The sequence below is a fragment of the Gordonia sp. NB41Y genome (assembly GCF_030718915.1).
Taxonomy (GTDB): domain Bacteria; phylum Actinomycetota; class Actinomycetes; order Mycobacteriales; family Mycobacteriaceae; genus Gordonia; species Gordonia desulfuricans.
In genome coordinates, this window is the sequence record NZ_CP132196.1 from 1,086,443 (window position 1) to 1,112,411 (window position 25,969).

24 protein-coding genes and 1 riboswitch are annotated in these 25,969 nt (G+C 68.6%); of the genes, 12 read left to right on the forward strand and 12 right to left on the reverse strand.

The genetic code is table 11. From position 1 onward, the window contains the following. Window positions 1-167 precede the first annotated feature (167 nt). The 6 genes from sdhC (at window position 168) to Q9K23_RS04645 (ending at window position 5,587) form a co-directional block, all read left to right on the forward strand. A complete protein-coding gene (gene sdhC, locus Q9K23_RS04620; RefSeq protein WP_053777728.1) occupies window positions 168-575 on the forward strand; it encodes a succinate dehydrogenase, cytochrome b556 subunit in 408 nt (135 codons plus the stop codon). Window positions 576-587: 12 nt separating this feature from the next. Beyond that, window positions 588-1,040 carry a succinate dehydrogenase hydrophobic membrane anchor subunit gene (locus tag Q9K23_RS04625; RefSeq protein WP_020793412.1) on the forward strand — a complete coding sequence of 151 codons (453 nt, stop codon included), beginning with the start codon at window positions 588-590 and terminating at the stop codon, window positions 1,038-1,040. A 33-nt stretch (window positions 1,041-1,073) separates the two neighbouring features. Continuing rightward, window positions 1,074-2,828 (forward strand): succinate dehydrogenase flavoprotein subunit, encoded by a 1,755-nt coding sequence (gene sdhA, locus Q9K23_RS04630; protein ID WP_020793414.1) that lies wholly within the window; start codon window positions 1,074-1,076, stop codon window positions 2,826-2,828. Then, on the forward strand, window positions 2,828-3,616 hold the full coding sequence (locus Q9K23_RS04635) for a succinate dehydrogenase iron-sulfur subunit (protein WP_020793415.1): 789 nt from the start codon (window positions 2,828-2,830) through the stop codon (window positions 3,614-3,616). Before sdhA ends, Q9K23_RS04635 begins: the two co-directional genes overlap by 1 nt. Before the next feature lie 150 nt (window positions 3,617-3,766). Then, the gene (locus Q9K23_RS04640) at window positions 3,767-4,177 is read left to right on the forward strand and encodes a hypothetical protein (RefSeq protein ID WP_053777727.1); all 411 of its coding nucleotides are present in this window, start codon (window positions 3,767-3,769) and stop codon (window positions 4,175-4,177) included. A 201-nt stretch (window positions 4,178-4,378) separates the two neighbouring features. Next, window positions 4,379-5,587 (forward strand): D-alanyl-D-alanine carboxypeptidase family protein, encoded by a 1,209-nt coding sequence (locus Q9K23_RS04645; protein WP_305950535.1) that lies wholly within the window; start codon window positions 4,379-4,381, stop codon window positions 5,585-5,587. A gap of 42 nt (window positions 5,588-5,629) precedes the next feature. Here Q9K23_RS04645 and Q9K23_RS04650 read toward each other — a convergent pair whose 3' ends face one another. The 3 genes from Q9K23_RS04650 to Q9K23_RS04660 are packed head-to-tail and all read right to left on the reverse strand — an operon-like array spanning window position 5,630 to window position 8,618. Then, window positions 5,630-6,691, reverse strand: a complete 1,062-nt coding sequence (locus Q9K23_RS04650; protein ID WP_053777726.1) for a YhjD/YihY/BrkB family envelope integrity protein — start codon at window positions 6,689-6,691, stop codon at window positions 5,630-5,632. 14 nt (window positions 6,692-6,705) lie between these two features. Then, window positions 6,706-7,749: a tryptophan--tRNA ligase gene (gene trpS / locus Q9K23_RS04655; RefSeq protein WP_053777725.1), complete on the reverse strand. Its 1,044-nt coding sequence runs from the start codon at window positions 7,747-7,749 to the stop codon at window positions 6,706-6,708. Between the two features lie 23 nt (window positions 7,750-7,772). Further along, window positions 7,773-8,618 carry an exodeoxyribonuclease III gene (locus Q9K23_RS04660; RefSeq protein ID WP_020791612.1) on the reverse strand — a complete coding sequence of 282 codons (846 nt, stop codon included), beginning with the start codon at window positions 8,616-8,618 and terminating at the stop codon, window positions 7,773-7,775. A gap of 146 nt (window positions 8,619-8,764) precedes the next feature. Between Q9K23_RS04660 and Q9K23_RS04665 the strand changes: the two genes are divergently transcribed. After that, window positions 8,765-8,947, forward strand: coding sequence for a (2Fe-2S)-binding protein (locus Q9K23_RS04665; protein WP_020791611.1), 183 nt, complete (start codon window positions 8,765-8,767; stop codon window positions 8,945-8,947). 100 nt (window positions 8,948-9,047) lie between these two features. Further along, the gene (bfr, locus tag Q9K23_RS04670; protein ID WP_020791613.1) at window positions 9,048-9,533 is read left to right on the forward strand and encodes a bacterioferritin; all 486 of its coding nucleotides are present in this window, start codon (window positions 9,048-9,050) and stop codon (window positions 9,531-9,533) included. Between the two features lie 16 nt (window positions 9,534-9,549). Here the strand turns inward: bfr and Q9K23_RS04675 are convergent, their stop codons facing one another. Next, window positions 9,550-10,749, reverse strand: a complete 1,200-nt coding sequence (locus Q9K23_RS04675; RefSeq protein ID WP_162128788.1) for an MFS transporter — start codon at window positions 10,747-10,749, stop codon at window positions 9,550-9,552. 192 nt (window positions 10,750-10,941) lie between these two features. Continuing rightward, window positions 10,942-12,777, reverse strand: a complete 1,836-nt coding sequence (locus Q9K23_RS04680) for a PE-PPE domain-containing protein (RefSeq protein WP_160319611.1) — start codon at window positions 12,775-12,777, stop codon at window positions 10,942-10,944. Window positions 12,778-12,964: 187 nt separating this feature from the next. Then, window positions 12,965-13,086, forward strand: a riboswitch (SAM riboswitch). 62 nt (window positions 13,087-13,148) lie between these two features. Between Q9K23_RS04680 and Q9K23_RS04685 the strand changes: the two genes are divergently transcribed. Then, window positions 13,149-14,459, forward strand: coding sequence for a bifunctional o-acetylhomoserine/o-acetylserine sulfhydrylase (locus Q9K23_RS04685; protein ID WP_020793089.1), 1,311 nt, complete (start codon window positions 13,149-13,151; stop codon window positions 14,457-14,459). An 18-nt stretch (window positions 14,460-14,477) separates the two neighbouring features. Further along, on the forward strand, window positions 14,478-15,626 hold the full coding sequence (locus Q9K23_RS04690) for a homoserine O-acetyltransferase (RefSeq protein WP_053777723.1): 1,149 nt from the start codon (window positions 14,478-14,480) through the stop codon (window positions 15,624-15,626). 101 nt (window positions 15,627-15,727) lie between these two features. Here Q9K23_RS04690 and Q9K23_RS04695 read toward each other — a convergent pair whose 3' ends face one another. From Q9K23_RS04695 to Q9K23_RS04705, 3 genes are all read right to left on the reverse strand, one after another. Next, complete coding sequence (locus Q9K23_RS04695; protein WP_053777722.1) at window positions 15,728-17,278, reverse strand: hypothetical protein; 1,551 nt, start codon at window positions 17,276-17,278, stop codon at window positions 15,728-15,730. A 109-nt stretch (window positions 17,279-17,387) separates the two neighbouring features. Further along, window positions 17,388-17,720 (reverse strand): DUF3017 domain-containing protein, encoded by a 333-nt coding sequence (locus Q9K23_RS04700; RefSeq protein ID WP_053777762.1) that lies wholly within the window; start codon window positions 17,718-17,720, stop codon window positions 17,388-17,390. Between the two features lie 62 nt (window positions 17,721-17,782). Continuing rightward, the gene (locus tag Q9K23_RS04705) at window positions 17,783-18,646 is read right to left on the reverse strand and encodes a bifunctional methylenetetrahydrofolate dehydrogenase/methenyltetrahydrofolate cyclohydrolase (RefSeq protein WP_020789794.1); all 864 of its coding nucleotides are present in this window, start codon (window positions 18,644-18,646) and stop codon (window positions 17,783-17,785) included. Between the two features lie 82 nt (window positions 18,647-18,728). On the opposite strand from Q9K23_RS04705, the gene Q9K23_RS04710 reads away from it, so the two are divergent. Then, the gene (locus Q9K23_RS04710) at window positions 18,729-19,685 is read left to right on the forward strand and encodes a serine/threonine dehydratase (protein ID WP_053777721.1); all 957 of its coding nucleotides are present in this window, start codon (window positions 18,729-18,731) and stop codon (window positions 19,683-19,685) included. A 22-nt stretch (window positions 19,686-19,707) separates the two neighbouring features. On the opposite strand, the gene Q9K23_RS04715 is transcribed toward Q9K23_RS04710, so the two are convergent. Further along, a complete protein-coding gene (locus Q9K23_RS04715) occupies window positions 19,708-20,076 on the reverse strand; it encodes a hypothetical protein (protein WP_059036094.1) in 369 nt (122 codons plus the stop codon). Between the two features lie 251 nt (window positions 20,077-20,327). Between Q9K23_RS04715 and Q9K23_RS04720 the strand changes: the two genes are divergently transcribed. Next, window positions 20,328-20,792 carry a tRNA (cytidine(34)-2'-O)-methyltransferase gene (locus tag Q9K23_RS04720; RefSeq protein ID WP_053777719.1) on the forward strand — a complete coding sequence of 155 codons (465 nt, stop codon included), beginning with the start codon at window positions 20,328-20,330 and terminating at the stop codon, window positions 20,790-20,792. Window positions 20,793-20,902: 110 nt separating this feature from the next. Here Q9K23_RS04720 and Q9K23_RS04725 read toward each other — a convergent pair whose 3' ends face one another. From Q9K23_RS04725 to Q9K23_RS04735, 3 genes are all read right to left on the reverse strand, one after another. Then, window positions 20,903-21,130: a DUF167 domain-containing protein gene (locus Q9K23_RS04725; protein WP_053777718.1), complete on the reverse strand. Its 228-nt coding sequence runs from the start codon at window positions 21,128-21,130 to the stop codon at window positions 20,903-20,905. Window positions 21,131-21,145: 15 nt separating this feature from the next. Continuing rightward, the gene (locus Q9K23_RS04730; RefSeq protein ID WP_059036143.1) at window positions 21,146-24,400 is read right to left on the reverse strand and encodes an error-prone DNA polymerase; all 3,255 of its coding nucleotides are present in this window, start codon (window positions 24,398-24,400) and stop codon (window positions 21,146-21,148) included. 70 nt (window positions 24,401-24,470) lie between these two features. Next, window positions 24,471-25,904, reverse strand: a complete 1,434-nt coding sequence (locus tag Q9K23_RS04735) for an ATP-binding protein (RefSeq protein WP_152972797.1) — start codon at window positions 25,902-25,904, stop codon at window positions 24,471-24,473. Window positions 25,905-25,969 lie beyond the last annotated feature (65 nt).

The following is a 25,969-nucleotide window of genomic DNA, read 5'->3' on the forward strand; positions in this document are numbered from 1 at the left end:
AAGAATGGTAAGGCAAACCTAAGTCGGAATCTCTTGTCGCCCAAATCTGTTCGGGCAATTTATGACTGCCGACAGCATAGGTTTAAAGTCTCCTGTCATGGGTCCTTGTGGAGCCTCCAAACGGTGGCCCACTACGTCCATCGACGATGTTGGAGGCCAAATTCGCAATGAGCACCCCGACCGAAACCGCTCCGGAGCCGGTGCGTAAACGATCCCTGTATCGAGGCGACCCAGGAATGTGGTCGTGGGTGCTCCACCGCATCACCGGTGTCACCATCTTCTTCTTCCTGTTCGTCCACGTCCTGGACACCGCGGTGATCCGGGTCGACCCGAACAAGTACACCGAGGTCATCGAGACCTACAAGACCCCGCTCATCGGTCTCATGGAGATCGCGCTGGTGGCCGCGGTGCTGTACCACGCATTCAACGGTGTGCGCATCATCCTCGTGGACTTCTGGTCCAAGGGCGCCAAGTACCAGCGCGTGTTGCTGTGGGTGATCCTGACGCTCTTCGTGATCGTCTTCGCCGCCGGCGCGATCCGTCTGCTGCAGATCCTGTTCACCCACTCGCTCTAGGAGATCTCACCGATGACCACCTCTTCGGCGAACATCGCCAAGACACTGGGAACCCAGTACGACCGTCCGGCCAGCCTGGACAATCCGCGCGCTCCCCGTGCCCGCAAGGGCGGCAACTTCGAGAAGTACGCCTGGCTGTTCATGCGCTTCTCGGGCCTCGCCCTGATCATCCTCACCATCGGCCACATGTTCATCATGCTGGCCTGGGACGACGGCGTGCACCGCATCGACGCCTCGTTCGTCGCCGCCCGCTGGAAAGAGCCGTTCTGGCAGGTGTGGGATCTGCTGATGCTCTGGCTGGCCCAGCTGCACGGCGGCAACGGTGTGCGCACCGTCATCGCCGACTACACGCGCAAGGACTCCACCCGGTTCTGGCTGAACGTCCTGCTCGGCATTTCGATGATCATCGTCCTGGTCCTGGGCACCTATGTCCTGCTGACCTTTGACGTCAACAGCGTCGACTGAGACATCCGCGTCGACTGAGGGAGACCAATTCACATGCAGGAACACCGCTACGACGTCGTGATCGTGGGTGCCGGTGGTGCCGGTATGCGTGCCGCCATCGAGGCCGCGCCCCGCGCCCGCACCGCGGTCCTCACCAAGCTCTACCCCACTCGCAGCCACACCGGCGCCGCCCAGGGCGGCATGTGCGCCGCACTGGCGAACGTCGAGGAGGACAACTGGGAGTGGCACACCTTTGACACCGTCAAGGGTGGCGACTACCTCGCCGACCAGGATGCCGTCGAGATCATGGCCAAAGAGGCCATCGACGCCGTGCTGGACCTCGAGAAGATGGGCCTGCCGTTCAACCGGACGCCCGAGGGCAAGATCGACCAGCGCCGCTTCGGCGGGCACACGCGTGACCACGGCAAGTCGCCGGTGCGTCGCGCCTGCTACGCCGCCGACCGCACCGGCCACATGATCCTGCAGACGCTGTACCAGAACTGCGTCAAGCACGACGTCGAGTTCTTCAACGAGTACTACGCGCTCGATCTGTGCCTGAGTGAGAACGAGGCCGGCGAGAAGGTTGCCACCGGCATCGTCGCCTACGAGCTGGCCACCGGCGAGCTGCACGTCTTCCACGCCAAGTCGATCATCTTCGCGACCGGCGGTTCGGGACGTATGTACAAGACCACCTCCAATGCGCACACCCTCACCGGTGACGGCATGGGCATCGTCTTCCGCAAGGGACTTCCCTTGGAAGACATGGAGTTCCACCAGTTCCATCCGACCGGCCTGGCCGGCCTCGGCATCCTCATCTCCGAGGCGGTCCGCGGTGAGGGCGGCATCCTGCGCAACGTCGACGGCGAGCGCTTCATGGAACGCTACGCCCCCACCATCAAGGACCTCGCACCGCGCGACATCGTGGCCCGGTCGATGGTGCTCGAGGTGCTCGAGGGCCGCGGCGCCGGACCCAACAAGGACTACGTCTACATCGACGTGACCCACCTCGGCGAGGACGTCCTCAACGAGAAGCTCCCCGACATCACCGAGTTCGCCCGCACCTACCTCGGTGTGGACCCGGTGACCGAATGGGTGCCGGTGTTTCCGACCTGTCACTACGTGATGGGCGGCATCCCGACCACCATCGAGGGCCAGGTCCTTCGCAACAACACCGAGATCGTGCACGGCCTGTACGCCGCCGGTGAGTGCGCCTGCGTGTCGGTGCACGGCGCCAACCGCCTGGGCACCAACTCGCTGCTCGACATCAACGTGTTCGGCCGCCGCTCGGGCATCGCCGCCGCGGAGTACGCCAACTCGGTGGACTTCACCGACCTGCCGGAGGCCCCGACCGCGATGGTCGACTCCTGGCTGGAGACGATCCTCTCCGAGCACGGCCACGAGCGCGTCGCCGACATCCGCACCGATCTGCAGGCCTCGATGGACGCCAACGCATCGGTGTTCCGGACCGAGGAGACCCTCAAGCAGGCACTCGGCGACGTCCGCGCCCTCAAGGAGCGCTACAACCACGTCCGCGTCCACGACAAGGGCAAGCGCTTCAACTCCGATCTCCTCGAGGCCATCGAGCTGGGCTTCCTGCTCGAGATGGCCGAGGTCACCGTCGTCGGTGCGCTCAACCGGAAGGAATCGCGCGGCGGACACGCCCGCGAGGACTACCCGACCCGCGACGACGTGAACTTCATGCGCCACACCATGGCGTACAAGAAGGGCGCCGACCTCATCTCGGACATCGAGCTGGACTACAAGCCGGTGATCCAGACCCGCTACGAGCCGATGGAGCGTAAGTACTGATGACCGCGATCATGGACAATCCGGCTCCTGCCTCCGACGAGCCGCCGCTGCCACCCGTCCCCACCGAGGCGACGATGGTGACGCTGAAGATCTACCGGTTCAACCCGGAGAAGCCCGATGCACAGGGGTTCGAGAGCTTCCGCGTCCCGGCCCTGCCGACCGACCGGCTGCTCAACCTGCTGCTCTACGTCAAGGGCTACCTCGACGGCACGCTGACCTTCCGTCGCAGCTGCGCGCACGGCGTGTGCGGCTCGGACGCGATGCGGATCAACGGCGTCAACCGGCTGGCCTGCAAGCTCCTGATGAAGGATCTGCTGCCGAAGGACAAGTCCAAGGACATCACCATCACCATCGAACCCATCAAGGGTCTGCCGGTGGAGAAGGACCTGGTGGTGAACATGGAGCCGTTCTTCGACGCCTACCGGGCGATCAAGCCGTTCCTGATCACCAGTGGCAACGAGCCCACCCGTGAGCGCATCCAGAGCCAGACCGATCGCGCCCGTTTCGACGACACCACCAAGTGCATCCTGTGTGCGTGCTGCACCACGAGCTGCCCGGTGTTCTGGAACGAGGGCAGCTACTACGGCCCGGCGGCGATCGTCAACGCGCACCGCTTCATCTTCGACAGCCGTGACGAGGGTGCCGTGGAGCGTCTGGACATCCTCAACGACATCGACGGTGTGTGGCGCTGCCGCACCACCTTCAACTGCACCGACGCATGCCCCCGTGGCATCCAGGTCACGCAGGCCATCCAGGAGGTCAAGCGCGCGCTGATGTTCTCGCGCTGACCCGCTCCACCTCGCAGTCTCTCTCTGCAGCCCGGGTGAACCCACCACCGTTGTGTTCCGCACAACCGTGGTGGGTTCTCCTGTTGTCGGGGCCGGCCCGATCTTCACCCACGGGGAACCGCTCGGGGGGTGCGGTGCGTCCAAGGGTCCATGCATCCACACCGCACGTTCCTGCTCACCATCGGACAGATCCTCGCCACCCTGGCGGTCACCGTTCTGGCCGTCACCGCGCCCCCGACGCCCCCTGCCGCGGCGCAACCCGACCCGCCGCCGGTCGTCACGATCGTCCTGACCTCCGACGCCGCGACCGGCAGCGCCGTCTGGTTCGATGCCGCCGGGCAACGCCGGCGCCAGGACGATCTGCCCCTGCCCCATCGTGACCCCGAGTCCGGGCTCTGGTCGGGCTCGCTGACCTACACCGCCGACGGGACCGGCCAGGCGCGCCCGGCGGTCGTCTTCGTCGCCGACGGCGGGCATGCCGGATGTGCGGTCTTCGTCGGCGAGAAGCTGGTCACCGAGGACAGTCAGGACGGACCGCACGCCACGGCGATCTGCCTGTGACCCGCTCGCCCACGCCCGGTGACGTACCCGGGCCACCCCGGCGAACCACCCCCTGCCCGAGCGGATCCCGCGTCGGGTGCATCGGCTCACCGCCACACCCGGACCATGCCGGCGACCGCTGGTAGTGTCCGACCGGTGAATCCGCGCCCGCAGCACCGGCGACGGTTCCGGGGGTTCGTGGCGGGTGTCTGTGTGGCCACCATGGCGGCACTGGTGCCCGCCGCCGCCAATGCGGCCCCCGGCCCGCCCACGCCGGTGACCGACCACTGCCCGTATCGCGTCGCCCCGGCACCGGCGGTCGATGCGTCCGAGGTCGTCGCCCCGGGCTCGCCGACGCCCACCGCGCTGCCGGTGCCGAATCCGCCCGTCGGCGGTGACCGTCTCGCCGGCTGCGGCGTGATCGCCGACCCGGCCGCCGGGCCGGTCCCCGGTCGGCTCACCTCGGCGGGCTGGCTGATCGCCGACATGGACACCGGGGCGGTGATCGCCGCCAAGGACCCGCACGGGCGGTACCGTCCGGCGTCGACGATCAAGGTGTTGCTGGCGCTCGTCGCACTCGACGAGCTCGACCTCGATGCCCCGGTGACCGCCACCGTCGAGGACTGGAGTGCCGAGGGCGACTCCTGCGGGATGGGCCCCGGCGGGCACTACACCGTGCGCGACATGGTCTCCGGACTGCTCGTGGTCTCCGGCAACGACTGCGCGATGGCGCTGGCCCGGCAACTCGGTGGCGTCGACGCGACGCTGGCCAAGATGAACTCGCTGGCCCACGATCTGCACGCCCTCGACACCCGGGCCGCCACCCCGTCGGGGCTCGACTCCGCGGGGATGAGCACCTCCCCCTACGACCTCGCGCTCGTCTTCCGGGCCGCGATGACCCACCCGACCTTCCGCGAGATCATCGCCACGCCCACCTACCACTTCCCCGGCTATCCGCCGCGGTCGGACGTGATCAGCGACACGCCTCACCCCGGCTACGAGATGCAGACATCCAATCATCTTCTGCTGGATGGCTATCCAGGAATTCTCGGCGGAAAGACCGGGTACACCGACGACGCCTTGAAGACCTTCGTCGGAGCTGCCGAACGCGACGGCCGGACCGTGCTGATCGTGCAGATGTACGGCCTGTCGACCGCCGACGACAGCTACTGGACGCAGGCCGGTTCCCTGCTCGACTACGGGTTCGCCGCGCCCGCCGGTACCTCGGTGGGAGAGCTGGTGTCCACCTCGGCGACCACCCGGGGAGCCGAACCCGAGTCGGCGGCCGAGCATGCCGCGGCGTCGTCCCCGACACACACCGACGACGGCACCCCCGTCTCGGTACGGATCGTGATCGGATTGCTCGCCGCGCTGGCGATCCTGGTGCTGCTCGCGATCGCGACCCGGCTCACCGGCCGACGACGCGGCTGAGTGCCACACGGCACGGCGCCGCCGACATGCCGGCCTGCGGCGTCAGCGCCGCCGGAACCGGTCGACCAGCGCCCCGGCCACCGCGCCGAGTGCGGCGGCACCGGCCAGCACCCCGACGCGCGACGTCGGGTTGACCTCGACCACCGGACGGATGGTGACCGGCGCCCCCGGGCCCTCGTCCACCTCGTCGACCACCTGATACGGCGCGTTGATCGGATCGGTCGCACACCAGGCGGTGGCGTAGAGGATGATCCGCGACGCCAGGTAGGCGAAAACCATCACACCCAGGATCGGCCCGAAGGCCACCCCGGCCGGACTCCCGAGTACCGACCGCAGATAGATGCCGCCGAGATTCTTGACGATCTCGAAGGCGATCGCGGTGACCAGCCCGGCACGCATCGTGTTGACGAACGGCAGCGGCACCAGCGGCAGCCGCGACAGGATGAAGCTGAACAGCAGCCAGCTCGCGGTGATCGAGACGATGATGGCGGCGAACCGCAGCACCGACGGAGCCCACGACGCCTCATCGGCTCCGGCCCATTCGAGGATCTTGCGCAACAGGCTGCCCTGGTTGCCCAGGGTGGTCAGCGCCATGGTGACCGCGAAGGCGATGCCGAGCAGTGCGAAGGTCAGCAGGTCGGTGCCCTTGGACACCACCGCATTGCGGTTCTTGCGCCCACCGAACATCTCGGTCATGCCGTTGCGCACCCCGGAGATCCAGCCGATCCCGGTCAGCGCCGCACCGGCCAGACCCACCACACCGACGGTGGTGCGGGAATCGATCGCCGAGTCGATGACCTGCTCGACCTGCGTCCCCATCGCCCCGGGGAGTTCTTTGACCACCGCATCCTTGATCTGATCGATCACCTCGGGCTGGCGGGCCAGCACGAAGGCGGCGATCGCGAACGCCACCATGATGATCGGCACCAGGGCGAGGATGCCGTTGAAGCTGATGCTCGCCGCGTACAGATTGCCGCGCCGGTGCGAGTACCGCTCCTGCATCGCCAGCAGGTGGTCCAGCCAGTGCCATCTTCGGCGCAGGTCGGCGAACAGCGCGGTCGCCCACGCGATGACGGCCTTGATGCGATCGACCACGGCGCCCATGGGGAGAGTCTGTCCTATTCGCCTGTGGCGGGGCGCAGGAATCCGACCTTGTCGTAGACCGAGTCCAGGGTCGCCGCCGCGACCTCGCGGGCACGTTCGGCGCCGCGGGCGAGGATCGCGTCGAGTTCGGCCGGGTCGTCGAGATAGCCGGCCACCCGCCCGCGCAGCGGCGTGACGAAGTCTGCGAGGATGTCGGCGGTCTCGACCTTCAGATCGCCGTAGCCCTTGCCCTCGTACTTGGCCACCAGATCGTCCACGCCGACCCCCGACAGCGCCGACTGGATCGTCAGCAGATTGCTCACCCCGGGCTTGTTCTCGCGGTCGAAGGCGATCACGGTGTCGGTGTCGGTGACCGCCGAACGGATCTTCTTGGCCGAGCGCTTCGGGTCGTCGAGCAGGTTGATCAGGCCCTTGTCGGTCTCGGCGGACTTGCTCATCTTGGCCGTCGGGTTCTGCAGGTCGTAGATCTTGGCGAACTCCTTGACGATGTGCGCCTGGGGCACCACGAAGGACTTGCCGAACCGCTTGTTGAAGCGCTGCGCGAGATCACGGGTCAGTTCGAGGTGCTGACGCTGGTCCTCGCCCACCGGCACGTAGTCGACCTCGAAGGCCAGGATGTCGGCGGCCATCAGGACCGGGTAGGTGAACAGCCCGACGCCCGCGGCGTCGGTGCCCTTCTTGGCGGTCTTGTCCTTGAACTGGGTCATCCGGCTCGCCTCACCGAACCCGGTGATGCACTGCAGGACCCAGGTCAGCTGGGCGATCTCGGGGATGTGCGACTGCACGTAGACGGTGGCACGCTCGGGGTCGACGCCGACGGCCAGCAGCTGCGCGACCGAGGTGCGGGTGCGTTCGGCGAGGGTCTTCGGGTCGAAGTCGACGGTGAGCGCATGCATGTCGGGGATGAAGTAGAAGGCGTCGAAGTCCTCCTGCAGCTCCACCCACTGCCGCACCGCACCGAGGTAGTTCCCGAGATGGAAGGAATCACTGGTCGGCTGAATCCCCGACAGCACACGCTTGCGCGGCGTGGCCGCGGGGGTCGCGGTTGGCTCACTCATGGATTCCAGTCTTCCAGACCCGCTCATTCGTAGACCACGGTGACCGGGGCGTGGTCGGACCAGCGGCGGTCGTAGGTGTCGGCGCGGTCGACGAAGGCCTTCGTCGCACGTCCGGCGAGCGACCGGTTGGCCAGTTGGTAGTCGATCCGCCAGCCGGAGTCGTTGTCGAAGGCCTTGCCGCGCCACGACCACCAGCTGTAGGGGCCGTCGAGCCCGGGATGCAGGGCGCGCACGACGTCGGTCCAGCCGCCGTCGAGGCGTGCGCCCACCCATTCCCGCTCGTGCGGCAGGAATCCGGGGCTGCGCAGGTTGCCCTTCCAGTTCTTGATGTCGGCCTCGGCATGTGCGATGTTCCAGTCGCCACCGATCACCAGATGCCTGCGACGACGCGCCAGCGCCGTCATGTGCGCACCGAACCCGTCGAGGAAACGTTTCTTCTCCTCGAACTTCTCGGCCTCCTTGTCGGTGGAGGCGTCGGTGGGTGCGGCCGCCCCCTTGGGCAGGTAGAGGCTCGCGACGGTGAGTGGCCCGAACTCGGCGTCGAAGTCGGCCTCGAGGTAGCGGCCGGTGGCGTCGAACTCGTCGCTGCCGAATCCGACGCGGACGTCCTGCGGTTCTGTGCGACTCAGGACGCCGACCCCGGCGTGCCCCTTGACCACGGACTCCGACATGGCCAGGTGCCAGCCGGCGTCGAGTGCCGGCTGCAGCGCCTCGCGCGCCTGCTTCTCGCTCGCACGGACCTCCTGCATCAGGACGATGTCGGAGTCGGTCTGCGTGAGCCAGGCCAGCATCCCCGGATTGACCTCGGAACGCTGCTTGACGGCGGCACGGATGCCGTTGACGTTGACTGTGGTGATCGTGGTCGACACAGAAGACGAGGGTACGGGTCGGTTCCGACAGGATTTTCTGGACCCGTTCCAGGGTGTTTTCTGGAGCCGGTCCAAGGTTAGGCAATCCTTGGACAATGCCCCTACTTTATGTAATGCTCACCTAACAGCAGTTTTGAGGTGAGGTCATGTTCGTTTGTATCTGCCGCGCGGTCACCGAGGACGAAGTGCACGAGCACTGCGATTCCGGGGCGCGCACCGTCGACGCCATCAGCGACAAGTGTGGCGCCGGTGAAGGATGTGGCACCTGCCTCGAACGTCTGCACGCGATCGTCGCCGAGAGGAATGCCACCGCCAGTACCGCTGCCTGACCCGATACCGAGAACCGACGTCATCCGAGGCGAAAGCCCGCGTGACGCCGGCATCAGTGTTACCGTTCGCACATCAACACCAGAGCGAACGGAGTTCGGCATGCGTGGAGATGATGAGGTCATTGCACTGCTCAACGAGCAGCTGACCAGTGAGCTCACGGCGATCAACCAGTACTTCCTACACGCGAAGATGCAGGCCAACTGGGGTCTGACGGAGCTGGCGGGCAAGACCCGTGCGGAGTCCATCGAAGAGATGCACCACGCGGAGATCCTGACCGACCGAATCCTGTTCCTCGAGGGTCTGCCCAACTATCAGAAGATCCTGCCCCTGCGGATCGGCCAGTCGTTGCGGGAGCAGTTCGAGTCCGACCTCGCGATCGAGGTCGAGGTGGTCGAACGACTCAAGCCGGGCATCGCGATGTGCCGGGGCAAGGGTGACATCACCTCGGCGAAGCTCTTCGAGGAGATCCTCGCCAACGAAGAGCACCACATCGACTATCTCGAGACCCAGCTCGAACTGCTCGATCGCCTCGGTGAGCAGCTCTACCTCACCAAGACCATCGCCACCCCGCCCGACGTCGGCTGAGCCGAGAGATCGCGGGTCACACCTCGATCGGGGTCACCGGCGGCGCCTGCCGCCGGGGTCGCAACGTGCGTAGACCACCGGGTTGCACCGCGAGCGCGACGATCAGGACCACGATGCCTGCGACCGCCAGACCGGCGCCCACGACCGACGGCGCACGGTAGCCGAGCCCGGCCCCGATCACCAGACCGCCGAGCCATGCGCCCATCGCGTTGGCCAGGTTGAGCGCCGAGTGGTTCAGCGCCGCGGCGAGGGTCTGCGCGTCGTCGGCGACGTCCATCAGCCGGGTCTGCAGGGCGGGGATCGTCACGGTGGCGGCCACACCGACGAAGAATGTCAGAATCAGTGCAGCCCAGGCGAATTGAACAGAAGCGGCAAAGACCAGCAGCACCACGGTGGTGCCGATCAGCCCGAGCAGGATGGACAGTGGCACATTGCGGTCGGCAGCGATCCCGCCGACCACATTGCCCAGCACCATGCCGAGGCCGAACAGCATCAGCGCGAACGGGATCGTTCCGACACCGATCCCGGAGATGCTGGTCAGCGTGGTGTTGAGGTAGGTGTAGAAGGCGAACATCCCGCCGAATCCGACGGTACCGATCAGCAGGGTGAACCACACCTGCCCGCGGCGGAGTGCGCCGAGTTCGGTCATCGGGTTGGTCACGCGCATGTCCGAGAGTGAACCGAGGTTGCGGATGAGCGCGCCGACGGTGAGCACGCCCACCGCCACGACGATGAGAAACGCACTGCGCCAACCGGAGTGCTCGCCGAGCCAGGCCGCAGCGGGGACGCCTGCGACGTTGGCGACAGACAGTCCGAGCATCACCTGACCGACCGCCTTGGCACGGCGCTGCGGGCCGGCGAGGTGAGCGGCGACCAGTGCCGCCACACCGAAGTAGGCACCGTGGGGCAGGCCCGCGACGAAGCGGGCCGCGAGCAGTGACGGAAAGGTCGGGGCCAGCACGGTGGCGAGGTTGCCGACGGTGAAGGCCACCATCAGTCCGATCAGCAGGGTCCGACGGGACATACGTGCGGTGAGCGCGGCGATCAGCGGTGCACCCACCACGACGCCGAGGGCGTAGGCGGAGATCACCCATCCGGCGGTCGGTTCGGACACATCCATGGCGTCGGCGATGTTGGGCAACAGACCCATCGAGACGAACTCGGTGGTGCCGATGCCGAAGCCGCCGAGCGCCAGCGCCAGGATCGCCCACCGCAGGGAGGTCCCGGCGGGTGTCGCCGCGGGGAGCGTGGACGTGCGGTCGGGCTGGGAGGGGGCTGGGGTGTGCGGCACCTGTCCACCAACCACCGCGAGGGTGCGGTGAATTCCCTGGTCCGGCGGTGAACTACTTCACAGGGCCGCCGGTCCACCTCTCCCCTGTCCGACGCCCTCCACCCCGCCCGACCCCCTCTACCCTGCCTCGACCGCTTCCGTCTCGTCCGCTTCCGTCTCGTCCGATTGCGTGTCCACCGTTCCCATCGTGGCCGGGGACGCGCCTTCGGAACCGGACGGTTCCGTCGACCCGGTCGCGCTATCCGGGTTCTGCGTCTGCTCTGCGGTGGCGTCGGACCCGGTGGCGTCGGACCCGGTGGCGTCGGAACCAGGGGCGGGATCGGCGCCGGCGGCAGGACCGGGGTCCGGGTCGGGCGCGGATTGCGGCTGCGGGGCCGGTTCCGTTTGCGATTCGGCTCGCGGCTCGGTGACCATCGCGGCCGCGCCGGCTTGCGCGGTGTCCGGGTCGTCGGAGTCCGCCGATCCGGCGCCCCGGGCGACCGATCCGTCACCGGCTTCCGTGCCGGCGGTGAGTGCGGCGATCTGCGGGGTGACCGATGCGGCGGCCGGCACTCCGGCGGTCAGCAGGCTGTCGGTGAACAGGGTGTCGGTGAACAGGGTGTCGGGACCGAACGGCACCGAGGTGATCCCGTCGACGATGCGCCCGGCCCAGTAGGTGACGAACTCGACCGGCATCCCCACGACGCTCACCGCGCTGCCGGTCAGCCCCGACACCCCGGTGCGGACCAGGGCGAGGTCGCCGGTGACCAGACCGTTGAGGATGTCGGTGAGCATGGACAGGTCGGGCAGGTATCCGCCGTAGCCGAGTTCGGGAAGCTGCGGGAACCAGTCCATGGTCCAGGCGATCGGTGTCTGGAAGTCGGCGAGGGTGATACCGATGATGTCGGGCCACCGGAAGCGGTAGGCCAGCAGGTCCGGGACGGTCCAGTCGACGCCGAGCGCGTCCACCAGCTGCTGGGTCAGTACGGCCACCGACGATGGTTGTTCGACGGTGCACGTGGTCACCTGGACGTTCGGGGTCGCCGGATCGGGGCCGGTGCAGTCGGCGTAGGCGGCCGGGTCCTGGTACATGTGCCACGGGTAGTAGCCGTGTTTGACGAAGTAGCCGAGCAAGCCGTCGATGTCGCCGATCGGATCGTGCAGCGGGTCGGGCAGGTCACAGACCGGATCACCCGCCACGCAGATCGTCGTGACCTCGAGTCCGCCGTAGTCGGCGCTGCTGCGTGGCCCCGACATGGTCAGCCCGGGGATCACCCCGACGAGGGTCAGCTCGATGCCGCGCCCCCACAGGCTGCCGCTCATCCGCGGATCCGAGTACACCTCACCGCTCACGTTGTCGCGGACCAACTCGACCTGCGTGCCGTCGTCGAGGGTGACCCGCCCGGTCTCGCCGATCCCGGTGAGCACATCGCCGGCGACCCGCGCCCCCTGGGAGTAGCCGGCGATCACGACCTGTTTGTCGCCACCGCACTGCGTCACGTACTCCCCGACGGCCTGCTCGAGGTTCGCACTCCCCTCACGTTCGGCGTTGTTGTAGCCCACCGACCCGAGCGGCCAGATCGACGCCGAGTAGTCCACCACCTCGACGGTGTAGGGGTTGCCGTAGTAGGGACTGGTCGGGTCCGGCTGGTTGTCGGGGCCCAGGGCGGTGTAGCGCTGCTGCACACCGATCAGTGCCCCGGCCCCCGGTTCGGAGGCCCCGCCCACCAGGAAGACCCGGCCCGGTCCGGCGCACTCGGGATCGGCGGGGTCGGCGGCCGCGACGCCTGCGCCCACTCCGATGACCACCACCCCGATCGCGACGACCGCCGCCGGCGCCAGGACGCCACGGCGTCGGACCGACGCATGTCTGTCGGATCGGGATCGACCGGGTTCGGTGCACCCGGGCGAGCCGGGGCCCGGCTTGCCGAACAGGGACGAGTGACGCTTGGCGGTGTGTGTCCGGTGCTTCATGGCCATCCCCTTCGGCCGAGACATCCTGTGGTACGCGATCGTAAATCCGGGGAGTTGGGCGGCCGTCCCGATACCGTCGCGACTCCATCGAACGCAGGACAGCAGAAATCGTCGGCGACCAGCGTTGAGATCGGTGCGAGCAGGAGGGTTCTCAACGGCTTGTGACCGTGTTATATCCTTGACGCCAGGTCATGAGTATCAGCGCACAGCCCCGGCTTGCTGATCGGCAACCCTCCAACCGCGGTGGGGTGCTCCGGGTGATGACCGGGTTGTGGGATCGCGTTCACGCATCCCCGGCAAGCGCGGGTCCGAAGGTCGGACCCCACCAGGGTCTTCACGACCCTGCCGACCGCAGAAAGTGATCTATACCCATGTCTGACGCAGCCAACGGTGGCGAGTGGAGTTTCGAGACCAAGCAGATCCACGCCGGCCAGACCGCCGACGGTACGACCAACGCTCGCGCCCTGCCGATCTACCAGACCACGTCGTACACCTTCAACGACACGCAGCACGCCGCGAACCTGTTCGGCCTGGCCGAGCCGGGCAACATCTACACCCGCATCATGAACCCCACCCAGGACGTCGTCGAGCAGCGCCTCGCCGCCCTCGAGGGTGGCGTCGCCGCACTGCTGGTGGCCTCCGGTCAGGCCGCCGAGACCTACGCGATCCTCAACATCGTGGAGAACGGCGGCCACGTGGTGGCCAGCCCGCGTCTGTACGGCGGCACCTACAACCTGCTGCACTACACCCTGCCGAAGTTCGGTGTCGAGGTGACCTTCGTCGAGAATCCGGAGGACCTCGACTCCTGGCAGGCCGCGGTGCGTGACAACACCCGCGCGTTCTACGGCGAGTCGATCTCCAACCCGAACAACGAGATCCTCGACATCCCCGGCATCTCCGAGGTGGCCCACCGCAACGGTGTCCCGCTGATCGTCGACAACACCGTCGCCACCCCGTACCTGCTCAACCCGCTGGCCCACGGTGCCGACATCGTGGTGCACTCGGCCACCAAGTACATCGGCGGTCACGGCACCGCGATCGGCGGCGTGATCGTCGACGGCGGCACCTTCGACTGGCGCGTCCAGCGCGACGGCCAGGACCTGTTCCCCGGCTTCACCACGCCGGACCCGAGCTACCACGGTGCGGTCTTCGCCGACCTCGGCGCCCCGGCGTATGCGCTCAAGGCCCGCGTGCAGCTGCTGCGTGACACCGGCGCCGCGATCTCCCCGTTCAACGCCTTCCTGCTCGCCCAGGGTCTGGAGACGCTGAGCCTGCGCGTCGAGCGGCATGTCGCCAACGCCCAGAAGGTGGCCCAGTACCTCGCCGACCATCCGCAGGTGGAGTCGGTGGCCTACGCCGGTCTGGCCTCGTCGCCGTGGTACGAGCGGGGCCAGGAGCTCGCCCCCAAGGGCCAGGGTGCGATCATCGGATTCGAGATCGCCGGCGGTGTGGACGCGGGCAAGCGGTTCGTCGAGGCGCTGACCCTGCACAGCCATGTCGCCAACATCGGTGACGTCCGGTCGCTGGTGATCCACCCGGCGTCCACCACGCACAGCCAGCTCACCCCGGAGGAGCAGCTGGCCGCCGGTGTGGCCCCCGGCCTGGTCCGCCTGGCCGTGGGTATCGAGGGAATCGACGACATCCTGGCCGACCTGGACCAGGGTTTCGCGGCAGCGAAGTAGTTGAGGAGCGCATAACCAGTGTCGGTAACGATCGACCCGAAGGCGTCGCAGGCGCGTCAACCCGACTGGGAGAAGGTCCCGGACGGGCGGATGGTCGGCGTCCGCCTCGGGCCGATGGTGCTCGACAGCGGGTACCGGCTCGACGACGTCACCCTGGCATTCCAGCGCTGGGGGACGTTGTCGCCGTCCCGTGACAACGTGATCCTGGCGTTGCATGCGCTCACCGGTGACTCCCATGTCACCGGCGAGGCCGACGCCGAGCACCCGTCCCCCGGCTGGTGGGACGGATTGATCGGTCCGGGCTGCGCCGTGGACACCGACGAGTGGTGTGTCATCTCGGCCAACGTCCTCGGCGGGTGCCGCGGGTCGACCGGTCCGGCGTCCCTGGATGCCGACGGACGGCCGTGGGGCTCACGCTTCCCGGAGATCACCGTGCTCGACCAGGTGCGTGCGGAGGCCGCCCTCCTCGAGGCGCTCGACATCCGCAGCATCGGTGCGGTGGTCGGCGGTTCGATGGGTGGCGCGCGGGCGCTCGAGTGGGCGGTGGAGTTCCCCGACCGGGTGCGCAGCGCGCTGGTCCTCGCGGTCGGCGCCCGCGCCACCGCTGACCAGATCGGCACCCAGACCACCCAGATCGCCGCGATCACCTCGGATCCCGACTGGCAGGGCGGCGATTACCACGGCACCGGCCGCGCGCCGTTCGCCGGCATGGGGATCGCCCGCCGGATCGCGCACCTGACCTATCGGCACGAGGTCGAACTCGACGAGCGGTTCGCCAATCATCCTCAGGGCCAGGAGAATCCACTCACCGGCGGTCGGTACGCGGTTCAGAGCTACCTCGAGCACCAGGCCGAGAAGCTCACCGAGCGCTTCGATCCGGGTAGCTACGTGGTGCTCAGCAACGTGCTCAATCACCACGACGTCGGCCGCGGCCGCGGTGGCGTGGCCGCCGCACTGCGGTCGTGCACCGTTCCGGTGATCGTCGCGGGTATCGACTCCGACCGTCTCTACCCGTTGCGGTTGCAGGCCGAGATCGCCGATCTGCTCGGCAACTGCGTCGGCGGACTGCAGGTGGTGAACTCCGACAAGGGCCACGACGGCTTCCTGACCGAGTTCGATGCGGTCGCCGACCTGCTCAAGCGCACCGTGGACCTCGCGCGCAACTGAGTCCCCCTCCGACAACGGCCGTACACCCTCGGGTGTACGGCCGTTGTCTGTCGGCGGGTCCGGGCCGCCGGAGCGGTCTCGGCCGCGCCCGGGGCGTGCGACTAGGCGGCGGGAGTGGTCGTGGTGACCTCGGCCGGCGGTGTCCCGGCGGGCTGCGATCCGGACGGCGGGAGCAACGACTGCCCCGGCGCGGGCTCCGCCACGTCACCGGGTGCCGTGGTCGGGACGCCCAGGCTCGGGATCAGTTCCGGCGGAATCAGATTCGGCGGGATGGTCCAGGTCGACCAGGTCGGCCGGGTGGGACGTGTCGGCATGTCGGGCACCGAGGTCTCGGTGGTGGTCGGGGCCGAACTCGGTCCGAGTGTCCACGTGGAGGTCCCCGCGGTCGGCAGGGGCAGTTCGGTGGTGGCCCATCCGGGTGTCCACCCGTTCGGCGGATAGGTCGTCACGGTGTTGTGTGTGGCGGTCGGTGAATCCACCGACGACATCCGGGTGGTGTGCGCCGTCGTCGTCCAGTCCGGCTCGACCGTCCCCACCCACCGTTCGGATTCCACGGTGGTCGTCGACGGATCGGCGTCCCCGGAATCCGATGTCAGGGTGGCGCCGACGGCCACCGCGGTGACCAGCAGCGCACAGCAGAACCCGATGACGGCGGCAACCGGCGCCAGGGGCATCCAGCCGCTCCGGCGGCGGCCACCGATGAAGGTCACCCGCCCGGCACCCGACCGGCGGGCGAGCAGTGCCGCCCCCGTCGCGGCGACGAGCTCGGGGGTGTCGGGCCGGATCAGTTCGAGGCCGGTCCCCTCACCGAGCTCGGCGAGCACCGGCAGATTGGCCAGTCCCCCGACCAGCACCAGCGCCTCGGGGGCGGGTCCGGCCGCCGTCCGGAGTCCTTCGAGGTGTTCGGCGATCACGGTCCGGGCCTGCTCGACCATCGGACGTGCGGCCTGTTCCACCATCTCGTCGGTCAGCCGGACCCCGGTGGGTATCCCGGCGGGAGTGATGCCGACCGTGTCCGGACCGGAGGTCTCCTCCTTGGCGGTCCGGCAGGCCCCGACCAGCGAGGCTCGTCCACGGCGGGTCTGTGTGCCGTCGAGGTCGGAGCGGGCGGCGACCCGGTCGGCCAGTGCCTCGTCGAGCGCACGGCCGCTGAGGACATCGGTGCGGGCGTCGGCGGCGATCCGGCCGGAGGTCGGCTCGACGGTGTAGAGCGACATCCCGGTGTCGCCGCAGTCGGCCACCAGGACCGAACCGAACCGCTCGATCTGGCCGGTACCGGTCAGGAACGCGGCGACGGCCTCGGCGTCGGAGACGAGATGGATCTGGCGGCGTGTGCCGCTGCCGGTCGAGCCCAGGCGGCGGCGCTGGGTGGCCGTTCGCGCGGACACACCGATCGGACCGACCCGGACATCGGCGGTGCGGACGGCGTCGAGCACGAGGTCGATACCGGCGTTGACCCGGCCGACCGGATCGAGGCCGTCGGAGGGATCGACGTCGATCACCCGGGACTCGACGCCGTGCCGGCCCGACTCGTCACTGGTGAGCAGGACGTAGTGGATCATCCCGTCGCCTGACGAGACGCCCAGCGACGTGATGTCGTCGCCGGGGCCCTGGACGCTGGTCTCGAACTCCGAACTGATGACGTTCCCCACTTAGTGTTGCTAACGACCCCCGAAAAAGAGCCAGGCGGAAAAGATCCCGCCACCCCTCTCGTCGACCGCAAAGATCACGATCTGCGGACCAGTCTACGCAATTTCGTGATCAATCCGTTCCCAACGGGTCGATGGAGGTGGCCAGCCAGAGCACCAGGGCACCGACCGAGGCCATCGTCGCCACATCGAACAAACGCCCCCTGACCTGTAGCAATCCCACCTGATTCGGGGGTAGCACACCACGGAGGACGGCACCGAGCAACATCGCCGAACCGAACACGAATGCACCACGGCGCCATCGGTCGAACAGCACCAGGGCCGCGGCGACGGCCACGCACAGCAGCACCAGGAGGTACGGGATCTGCACGAGGCAGGTCCGCAGAATCCGGTCGTGCTGCTCGGTGGTGTCGTCGTCGGCCGGGATCTCACGGGGCCCCGGCATCTCAGGTGACCCCGGGGAGCCGTCGGGCCCCGGGGTCTCGTCCGACATCGGTGTCCCGGCGATCATCGCCCCTGGGCGGCGAGCTGGTCCTCGGCACGTTCGACGACGTTCACCAGCAGGAAGGCCCGGGTGAGCGGTCCGACGCCACCGGGATTCGGTGAGACATGTCCGGCGACCTCCCACACATCCGGCGCCACATCGCCGACGAGGCCGTCCTCGGTGCGGCTGACGCCCACGTCGATGACGGCGGCACCCGGCTTGACCATGTCGGCGGTCACCAGGTGCGGGACCCCGGCGGCGGCGATGACGATGTCGGCACGCGACACCTCGGCGGCCAGATCCCGGGTGCCGGTGTGACACAGGGTGACGGTGGCGTTCTCGCTGCGCCGGGTGAGCAGCAGTCCGATCGGCCGGCCGATGGTCACGCCGCGGCCGACGACGGTGACGTGGGCCCCGGCGATCGGGATGTCGTAGCGGCGCAGCAGGTGGATCACCCCTCGCGGCGTGCACGGCAGGGTCGATTCCTTGCCGAGCACGAGGCGACCGAGGTTGATCGGGTGCAGCCCGTCTGCGTCCTTCTCCGGTGCGATGCGTTCGAGCGCCGCGTTCTCGTCGAGGTGTTTGGGCAGCGGCAGCTGCACGATGTAGCCGGTGCAGGCCGGATCGGCGTTGAGCTCGTCGATCGCCGCGTCGAGCTGCTCGGTGGTGGCGTCGGCGGGCAGGTCCTTGCGGATGGATGCCACACCGATGCGTGCACAGTCGGCGTGCTTGCCCTTCACATAGGACTGGGACCCGGGATCGTCACCGACGAGGACCGTGCCCAGACCGGGCGTGATCCCCGCGGCCCGGAGTTTCTCGACCCGCGCCGCCAGGTCGGTGAAGATCTCGTCGCGGGTCGCCTTGCCATCGAGTCGTATTGCGCTCACCCCGACATTGTTTCATCCCGCGCGCCGCGCACGGGCCCCCGTTCCCCTGTGTCCCCGCGTGGTCCCTGCGTACTGTGACGACATGGGCGTCCCGCACAGCCATCCGGTCACCCCCGCCGACGTGCTCACCGCGCGGGAGAGGATCAGCGGACTGGTGCGCCACACCCCGGTCTGGCGGACGTCTCTCGACACCGCCGACGGCCCGGTCGAGGTGGTCTTCAAGCTCGAGTACACCCAGCTCGGCGGCTGTTTCAAGGCGCGCGGCAGCGTCAACGCGGTGATCGCGGCACGCAGCGTGGGCCGGCTCACCGATGCCGGCGTTCTGGTCGCCTCCGGGGGCAATGCGGCGATCGGTGCCGCCTGGGCGGCCCGGATCGCCGACACCGGCTGTTCGGTGGTCGTCCCCGAGTCCGCACCGGCGGTCAAGGTGGCCGCGCTGCGTTCACTCGGCGCGACGGTGCACCTGATCGGCAGCCGCTATCAGGACGCCGCCGACGCCGCTGCCGAGATGGCCGCGGCGTCGGGAGCGCTGCTGCTGCACGCCTACGACCTCCCCGAGATCGTCGCCGGAGCCGGCACCATCGGCCTCGAACTGGCCGAACAGGTACACGGCCCGCTCACCACCGTGGTCTGTGTCGGCGGCGGCGGGCTGCTGGGCGGCATGTCGGCCACCCTGCGCACCGGTGATCATCTGGTCGGGGCCGAACCCGAGTCCGCATCGTGTCTGCACGCGGCGCTGGCCGCCGGACACCCGGTCCCGGTGGATCCGGCGGGCGTCGCCGCCGACTCCCTGGGTGCCACCCGGGTCGGTGCGATCTGCTGGGCGAGTATCGCCGATCGGCCGGTCACCTCGGTGCTGGTCTCCGACGAGGAGATCGTCGCCGCGCGGGCGATGCTGTGGGAGCGGTTCCGGATCGTCGTCGAACACGGCACCGCGACCGCCGTGGCAGCGGTGTCCACCGGCCGGGTCCGCCCGGAGCCGGGGACGACCCTGGCCATCGTGTTGTGCGGGGCCAACACCCGCCTCGACGATCTGTGAGTCCCGGTGCCCGGTGCGGTGATCAGGCGTACGGATCGGAGTGGACGGCGCCGCGCGTGATCGAGGCCGACCCCCACGGACACGGGCCGCGTCCGTGCAGGGATGTGACGCCACCGCCGTCGGCGACGGACACCTCCATGCAGGATTGCGGATCGCTCTTGGTGATCCGCTCGGCGAACCAGGTGACGAACTGGGCGTCCAACGCGGCCGCCATCAGCGCGGCCGGTGGCCCATCTGCAGCCGAGGAGGCATCGAGCACCGACGTGGTGACCTGCCGCACCGGTTCGGTGGCCAGCGCCCGGGTCTGGGCCGGGTCGAGCCGGATCACCCACCCGTCGGCCTTCGCCGCGCCGCCGAGGCGATCGGCGTGAGCAGCACGACCCCCGCGCACACGGCCGTCAGTGCCAGGACGGCACGCACCATCAGCTTCATCCGAGAATCCCCCGATTCATGAGAACATGTCGAGATTTCACCATAGCGAACAACGGTCGGGCGGGAGTCGCCGATCGCCGGCGACCGGGCGACGAGTACGTTTCTTGCGACCACATCTCCCGGCCGGCCGCCATACCCCCCGGCCCCGAGATCCACACACCACCGAGATCCACACACCACCGGGATCTGCAAGCACCGAGGTGAGTTCCGTTGTTCCGCATCATGTTCTATCAGCCATGCATCCCGCCGAACACCGGCAATGCCATCCGGCTGGCCGCCAACACCGGATGTGAACTGCACCTGATCGAACCGCTCGGCTTCTCCATGTCCGACGCCCAGGTCAAACGCGCCGGCCTCGACTACCACGAGATGGCCACGGTCACAGTGCATCCCGACCTCCAGACGGCGTGGGATACGGTGCGCCCGGAACGGGTGTTCGCATTCACCGCACACGCCGAGCACTCCTACGCCGACATCGCCTACCGGCCCGGCGACGTCCTGCTGTTCGGTCCCGAACCCACCGGCCTGCCGCCGGAGGTACTCGACGACCCACAGGTCACCGACCGCGTGCGCATCCCGATGCTGGCCGGCCGCCGGTCACACAATCTCGCCAACTCGGCGAGCATCGCGATCTACGAGGCATGGCGTCAGCACGGGTTCGACGGGGCGGTCTGACGGCGGAGACCATCCGGTCGCCATCTGTCCGGCCCCGTCGGTACAAGACGCATCGGCCCGATCAGTACGTGGCGGGGCCGGCGAAGTCGGGGCCGCCCGAGCAGGGGGGACTATCCGACCCGGAAACGTTTGGTGCGGGAGGTCGCCCCGCCGACGAGTGCCACCTTGCTCTTGGGCACCCCGAGATGTTTGGCGAGCAACTCGGCCACGGCCTTGTTGGCCTTGCCCTCGGTGGCCGGCTCACGCACGTAGATGGTGATCGCACCGTCCGGCGCGGTCTCCACCAGCGGCCCCTTGCGGCTGCTGGGTTTGGCCGTCACGACCACTTGCTGCGGCATTGTCTCCGCCACCTCTCATTGCCAGTCCCGGGATCGTGTTCCCACACGAAGATCCATGCGCTGCAATCGATCTGCCACCACCGTGACCGCACCCTCGGCGTTCTGAGTCCTTCCGCGCACGAGTAATGCAGATGCCGAGTGCGCCAGATCGCGGTACTTCGTCCACAATCCCACCGAACACACCACGTTGACCATCCCGGTCTCGTCCTCCAGGTTGATGAAGGTCACCCCGGATGCCGTCGCCGGCCGTTGACGATGTGTGACCGCGCCGCCGACCAGGACCCGGGAGCCATCCGGCACCGACAATAGCCGGTCCGCCGGGATCACCCCGAGCGCGTCGAGGCGCGGCCGCAGGTACTGGGTGGGATACGACGACGGGGTGATGCCGGTGGCCCACGCATCGGTGGCGGCGAGTTCGATGTCGGAGAGCCCGGGCAGCGTCGGGACCGCCCCGGCGGGCTCCAGGTCCAGGTGCCCGGCACGGGCCGACGACGCCGCACCCGCCTCCCAGAGCGCCTGCCGCCGACTCAGTCCGAACGAGTCGAAGGCACCGGCGCCGGCCAGCCCCTCGAGCTGGCGCGTGGTCAGCTCGGCCCGCCGCGCCAGGTCGGTGATCGAGGCGTAGTCACCGGCCTCACGCGCGGTGACGATCCGCTCCGCCACCTCCTCGCCCACCCCGCGGACCGCGGCCAGCCCCAGGCGCACCTCGGTTCCGGCGGCCTCCAGGTTCGCCTGGGCCGTCGACCGGTTGATGTCGGGCCGGTGCACCGCCACCCCGTGCCGGCGGGCATCGGCCACCAGCGACTGCGGTGAGTAGAACCCCATCGGCTGCGCCCGCAGCAGCGCCGCGCAGAACGCCGCCGGATGATGCAGTTTGAACCACGCAGAATAGAACACCAGTGACGCGAAGCTCTGTGAATGACTCTCCGGGAAACCGAAATTCGCGAAGGCGGCCATCTTCTCGTAGATCCGGTCGGCCACCTCGCCGGTGATCTGGTTGGTCGCCGCCATCCCGTCGTAGAACCGTTGCCGCAGCCGTTGCATCTTCTCCGGGGATCGTTTGGATCCCATCGCCCGACGCAGCTGATCGGCCTCGGCGGCATCGAATCCGGCGACGTCGACGGCCAGTTGCATGAGCTGTTCCTGGAACAGCGGGATACCCAGGGTCCGTTCGAGCGCGGGCAGCATCGACGGGTGCTCGACGGTGACCGGTTCGGTTCCGTTGCGGCGCCGGATGTAGGGATGCACCGATCCACCCTGGATCGGGCCGGGCCGGATCAGTGCCACCTCCACCACCAGGTCGTAGAAGCACCGGGGCCGCAACCGCGGCAGGGTGGCCATCTGCGCCCGCGATTCCACCTGGAACACACCCACCGAGTCGGCGCGGCACAGCATCTCGTACACCGCGTCCTCGGTGAGGTCGAGGGTGGCCAGGTCCACCGCCAGTCCCTTGTGTTCGGCGAGGAGGTCGATCGCGTGGTGCAGCGCCGAGAGCATACCCAGACCGAGCAGATCGAACTTCACCAATCCGATTGCGGCACAGTCGTCCTTGTCCCATTGCAGCACACTGCGGTCGGCCATCCGGGCCCATTCGGTGGGGCAGACGTCGGCGATCGGCCGGTCGCAGATCACCATCCCGCCGGAGTGGATACCCAGATGCCTCGGCATCCCCGCGATCTCACCGGCGAGTTCGGTGACGTCGGCGGGCGCGTCGTCGGGGTTGCGGCTCCACGCGTCCTGCTGTCCGGTGGCATAGCCGAGGGCACGCGCCATGTCGCGCACCGAGGATCGGCGACGGTAGGTGATCACGTTGGCGACCTGCGCACTGTAGTTCCGGCCGTAACGGCGGTAGACGTACTGGATCGCCTCCTCCCGGCGTTCGGATTCGATGTCGACGTCGATGTCGGGGGGACCGTCCCGCTCCGGCGACAGGAACCGTTCGAACAGCAACTCGTTGGCGACCGGGTCCACGTTGGTGATACCCAGCGCGTAACAGACCGCCGAGTTGGCCGCGCTCCCCCGCCCCTGGCACAGGATGTCGTTGCGTTTGCAGAAGTCGACGATGTCGGTGACCACCAGGAAGTACCCCGGGAAGTCGAGGGTGGAGATGATCGCGAGTTCGTGTTCGATCTGCCGGTAGGCCTGCGGATGCCCGGACGGCGGACCGTAGCGGCCGGCGGCACGCAGCATCGTCAGATGCCGCAGCCAGGTGTTCTCGGTGTGGCCTTCGGGTACGTCGAACGGTGGCAGTCGCGGTGCGATCAGACCGAGTTCGAAGGCACAGTCGGCGGCGATCTGCACCGCGTTGTCGATCGCGTCGGGATGCGCGGGCAACAGTCGGGTCATCTCGTCGCCGCTGCGCAGATGCGCCCCGGCCACGGCCGGCATCCAGCCGGTGATCGTGTCGACGTCGGTGCGGGCGCGCACCGCGGCCATCGCCAGCGCGAGCCGCCGCCGCGACGGGCCGGCGAAATGCGCGCCGGTGGTGGCCACCGTCGGCAGACCCAGACGAACCGCCGACCCGGCCAGGACGGCATTGCGTTCGTCGTCGTCGGGCAGGCCCTGGGCGGTCAGTTCCACCGCCACCCCGTCACGTCCGTACCGTTCGACGAGGTCGGCCAGGGCCCGCTCGGCCGCCGGTGGGCCACCCCGATCCAGGGCACGCCGCACCGCCCCCTTGCGGCAGCCGGTGAGCACCAGCCAGTGCCCGGCACCCTCGGCCAGGCGGTCCGGGTGATACCGCAGCAATCCCTTCTCGCCGCCGGCCATGTGCGCGTCGGCGATCGTCCGCGACAACCGCCGGTACCCCTCACTGTCGCGGGCGAGCACCAGCAGATGGTCACCGGCCGGGTCGCGCACCCCCGTCCGGGCGACGTCGGGTTCCAGGGACAGTTCCGCACCGAACACCGTCGGCATCCCGAATTCCCTTGCCGCCTCGGCAAATCGGACCACTCCGTAGAAGCCGTCGTGGTCGGTGATCGACAGGGCCGAGAGGTCGAGCCGCCGGGCCTCGGCGACCATCTCCTCGGGCATCGACGCACCGTCGAGGAAGCTGTAGGCACTGTGGGCGTGCAACTCGGCGTAGGGCACCGACGAGTTCTCCGGCCGTACCTCGGGGGCCACGTAGGGACCCCGTTTGCGCGACCACGCCGGCGAGTCGCCCCCGTCGCCGGGACCGAAGAACTCCCCGGGCCGCCCCGATTGCCGGGAGCGCCCGGAGAGCACTCGTTCCATCTCCGACCAGGTCGGTGGTCCCTGATTCCAACCCACTCCGCCATCATAGAACGCACGTTCGATGAGGGGTGGGTCGGTCACCGCCCGATCGGGTTCTCCGCCCGGATCAGCTGACCATGGCCGCCGACAGCCGGACCGGTGCCACCGGACCGGCACGCGGCACCTCGACCCCGACGTGGCACGCCGCCAGCCAGTCCCGCATCCGCCCCCACTCGGAGAACAGGGCGTCGTGCGATGCACGCACCCCGTCGGCGTCGGCGATCAGGACCCGGGAATCGACCAGGCGGGACAGCACCGCCCGCACGGCACCGGGATCACCGGCCGTGGCCACCAGATCCGACACCGGGACGCCGCCGCCCACCACGACACCGTCCGAACGCGGCACCACCAGCCGCAACAACAGATCCCGGCAGAGCCCGCGGTCCGATTCCGACATCCCCGCCCAGCACTGCTCGGCGAGGTGGACGATCGCACCGGTGATGCCGCCGGACCGTTCGTATCCCGAGACGGTCAGCGTGTTCCGCTCGCGATTGAGCCAGGCATGCTGCAACGCCCACGACAACACCGGCAACGGTGCGGCGGCGGCCTGCAGACCCAGCCCCGGACGCAGACCCAGATCGGCCCGGATGAGCTGTTCCAACCCGTCACCGATGGCCAGCCCGGCATGCCGGGCCGGTGCGGTGATCGCCTCCATCACATCCGACACCGATGGCTGTGCGAGATCGATCCGGTTGTGCGCCAAGCCATCCTGCAATCGGGCGATGGAACCTGCACAGCCGATCCGATCCGAGCGCAAGACCACCACGGCAGCCACTCCCGGCCGGCGGGCGCACTCGGCGAGCCACGCCGCCGATGCCTCGGCCGCACGCGGATCGACGAGCAGACGCTCGAACTGGTCCACCACGACCACCGCCGGACGACTCGGCGACCCGGTCATCGTCCGGCGCGGATCGGCGATCCCGCCGACCATCGGGCGACCGGCGATGGTGCCGCCGAATCCGGCCCGGATGAACGAGGACTTGCCGCTGCCGGTCGCCCCGGTCAGCACGATCAGTCGCCCGGTACCGGCCATCTCGGCGACACGCCGGGACAGTTCGTCACGCTCCTGCGTACGACCGCCGTAGGCACCGTGGTCGGCCTCGGTCATCACGCCGAGCCCGCGATACGGGCACACCTGCACCGTGGTGGAGGTGCGGACCGATCCGGCACGCGGCTCGTCCCGCTGGATCTCCTGCCACAGCGCTTCCCATGCCTGCACGTCCAGCAGTTGCTCGTCGGTCGTACCGATCCGGCCGCGCGCAGCGAGCACCAGGATGTTCAGCACGGGTGCGAACACCTCGAACCTCGCCGGTGTGGTGCGGCAACGCCGCCAGTCGGAGACCCGCTGCGGCGACACCGACCACCGCAGGCCGCTCCGCGCGAGTTCTTCGTTGGCCCGCGCGCACACGATGCGCGCCGGCGGTGAACCCGCCGCCCGATACAGCCGTTCGAATCGTTCTGCGAACTCGGTCCGCAGACTTCCCATCATTTCAGTTGTCACGCCGTCCCCCGACTCGCGTTTGGTGATAATCGCACGATCGTGATTCCTGATCGCATGATCAAGGT

What these genes read in the sequence shown, in the direction of transcription:
- Q9K23_RS04635 (WP_020793415.1), top strand. Translation starts at nt 2,828, where the DNA reads ATGACCGCGATCATGGACAATCCGGCTCCTGCCTCCGACGAGCCGCCG.
- Q9K23_RS04645 (WP_305950535.1), top strand. Translation starts at nt 4,379, where the DNA reads ATGGCGGCACTGGTGCCCGCCGCCGCCAATGCGGCCCCCGGCCCGCCC.
- bfr (WP_020791613.1), top strand. Translation starts at nt 9,048, where the DNA reads ATGCGTGGAGATGATGAGGTCATTGCACTGCTCAACGAGCAGCTGACC.
- Q9K23_RS04685 (WP_020793089.1), top strand. Translation starts at nt 13,149, where the DNA reads ATGTCTGACGCAGCCAACGGTGGCGAGTGGAGTTTCGAGACCAAGCAG.
- Q9K23_RS04710 (WP_053777721.1), top strand. Translation starts at nt 18,729, where the DNA reads ATGGGCGTCCCGCACAGCCATCCGGTCACCCCCGCCGACGTGCTCACC.
- Q9K23_RS04700 (WP_053777762.1), bottom strand. Translation starts at nt 17,720, where the DNA reads ATGCCGGGGCCCCGTGAGATCCCGGCCGACGACGACACCACCGAGCAG.
- sdhC (WP_053777728.1), top strand. Translation starts at nt 168, where the DNA reads ATGAGCACCCCGACCGAAACCGCTCCGGAGCCGGTGCGTAAACGATCC.
- Q9K23_RS04725 (WP_053777718.1), bottom strand. Translation starts at nt 21,130, where the DNA reads ATGCCGCAGCAAGTGGTCGTGACGGCCAAACCCAGCAGCCGCAAGGGG.
- trpS (WP_053777725.1), bottom strand. Translation starts at nt 7,749, where the DNA reads ATGAGTGAGCCAACCGCGACCCCCGCGGCCACGCCGCGCAAGCGTGTG.
- sdhA (WP_020793414.1), top strand. Translation starts at nt 1,074, where the DNA reads ATGCAGGAACACCGCTACGACGTCGTGATCGTGGGTGCCGGTGGTGCC.
- Q9K23_RS04625 (WP_020793412.1), top strand. Translation starts at nt 588, where the DNA reads ATGACCACCTCTTCGGCGAACATCGCCAAGACACTGGGAACCCAGTAC.
- Q9K23_RS04665 (WP_020791611.1), top strand. Translation starts at nt 8,765, where the DNA reads ATGTTCGTTTGTATCTGCCGCGCGGTCACCGAGGACGAAGTGCACGAG.
- Q9K23_RS04680 (WP_160319611.1), bottom strand. Translation starts at nt 12,777, where the DNA reads ATGAAGCACCGGACACACACCGCCAAGCGTCACTCGTCCCTGTTCGGC.
- Q9K23_RS04650 (WP_053777726.1), bottom strand. Translation starts at nt 6,691, where the DNA reads ATGGGCGCCGTGGTCGATCGCATCAAGGCCGTCATCGCGTGGGCGACC.
- Q9K23_RS04640 (WP_053777727.1), top strand. Translation starts at nt 3,767, where the DNA reads ATGCATCCACACCGCACGTTCCTGCTCACCATCGGACAGATCCTCGCC.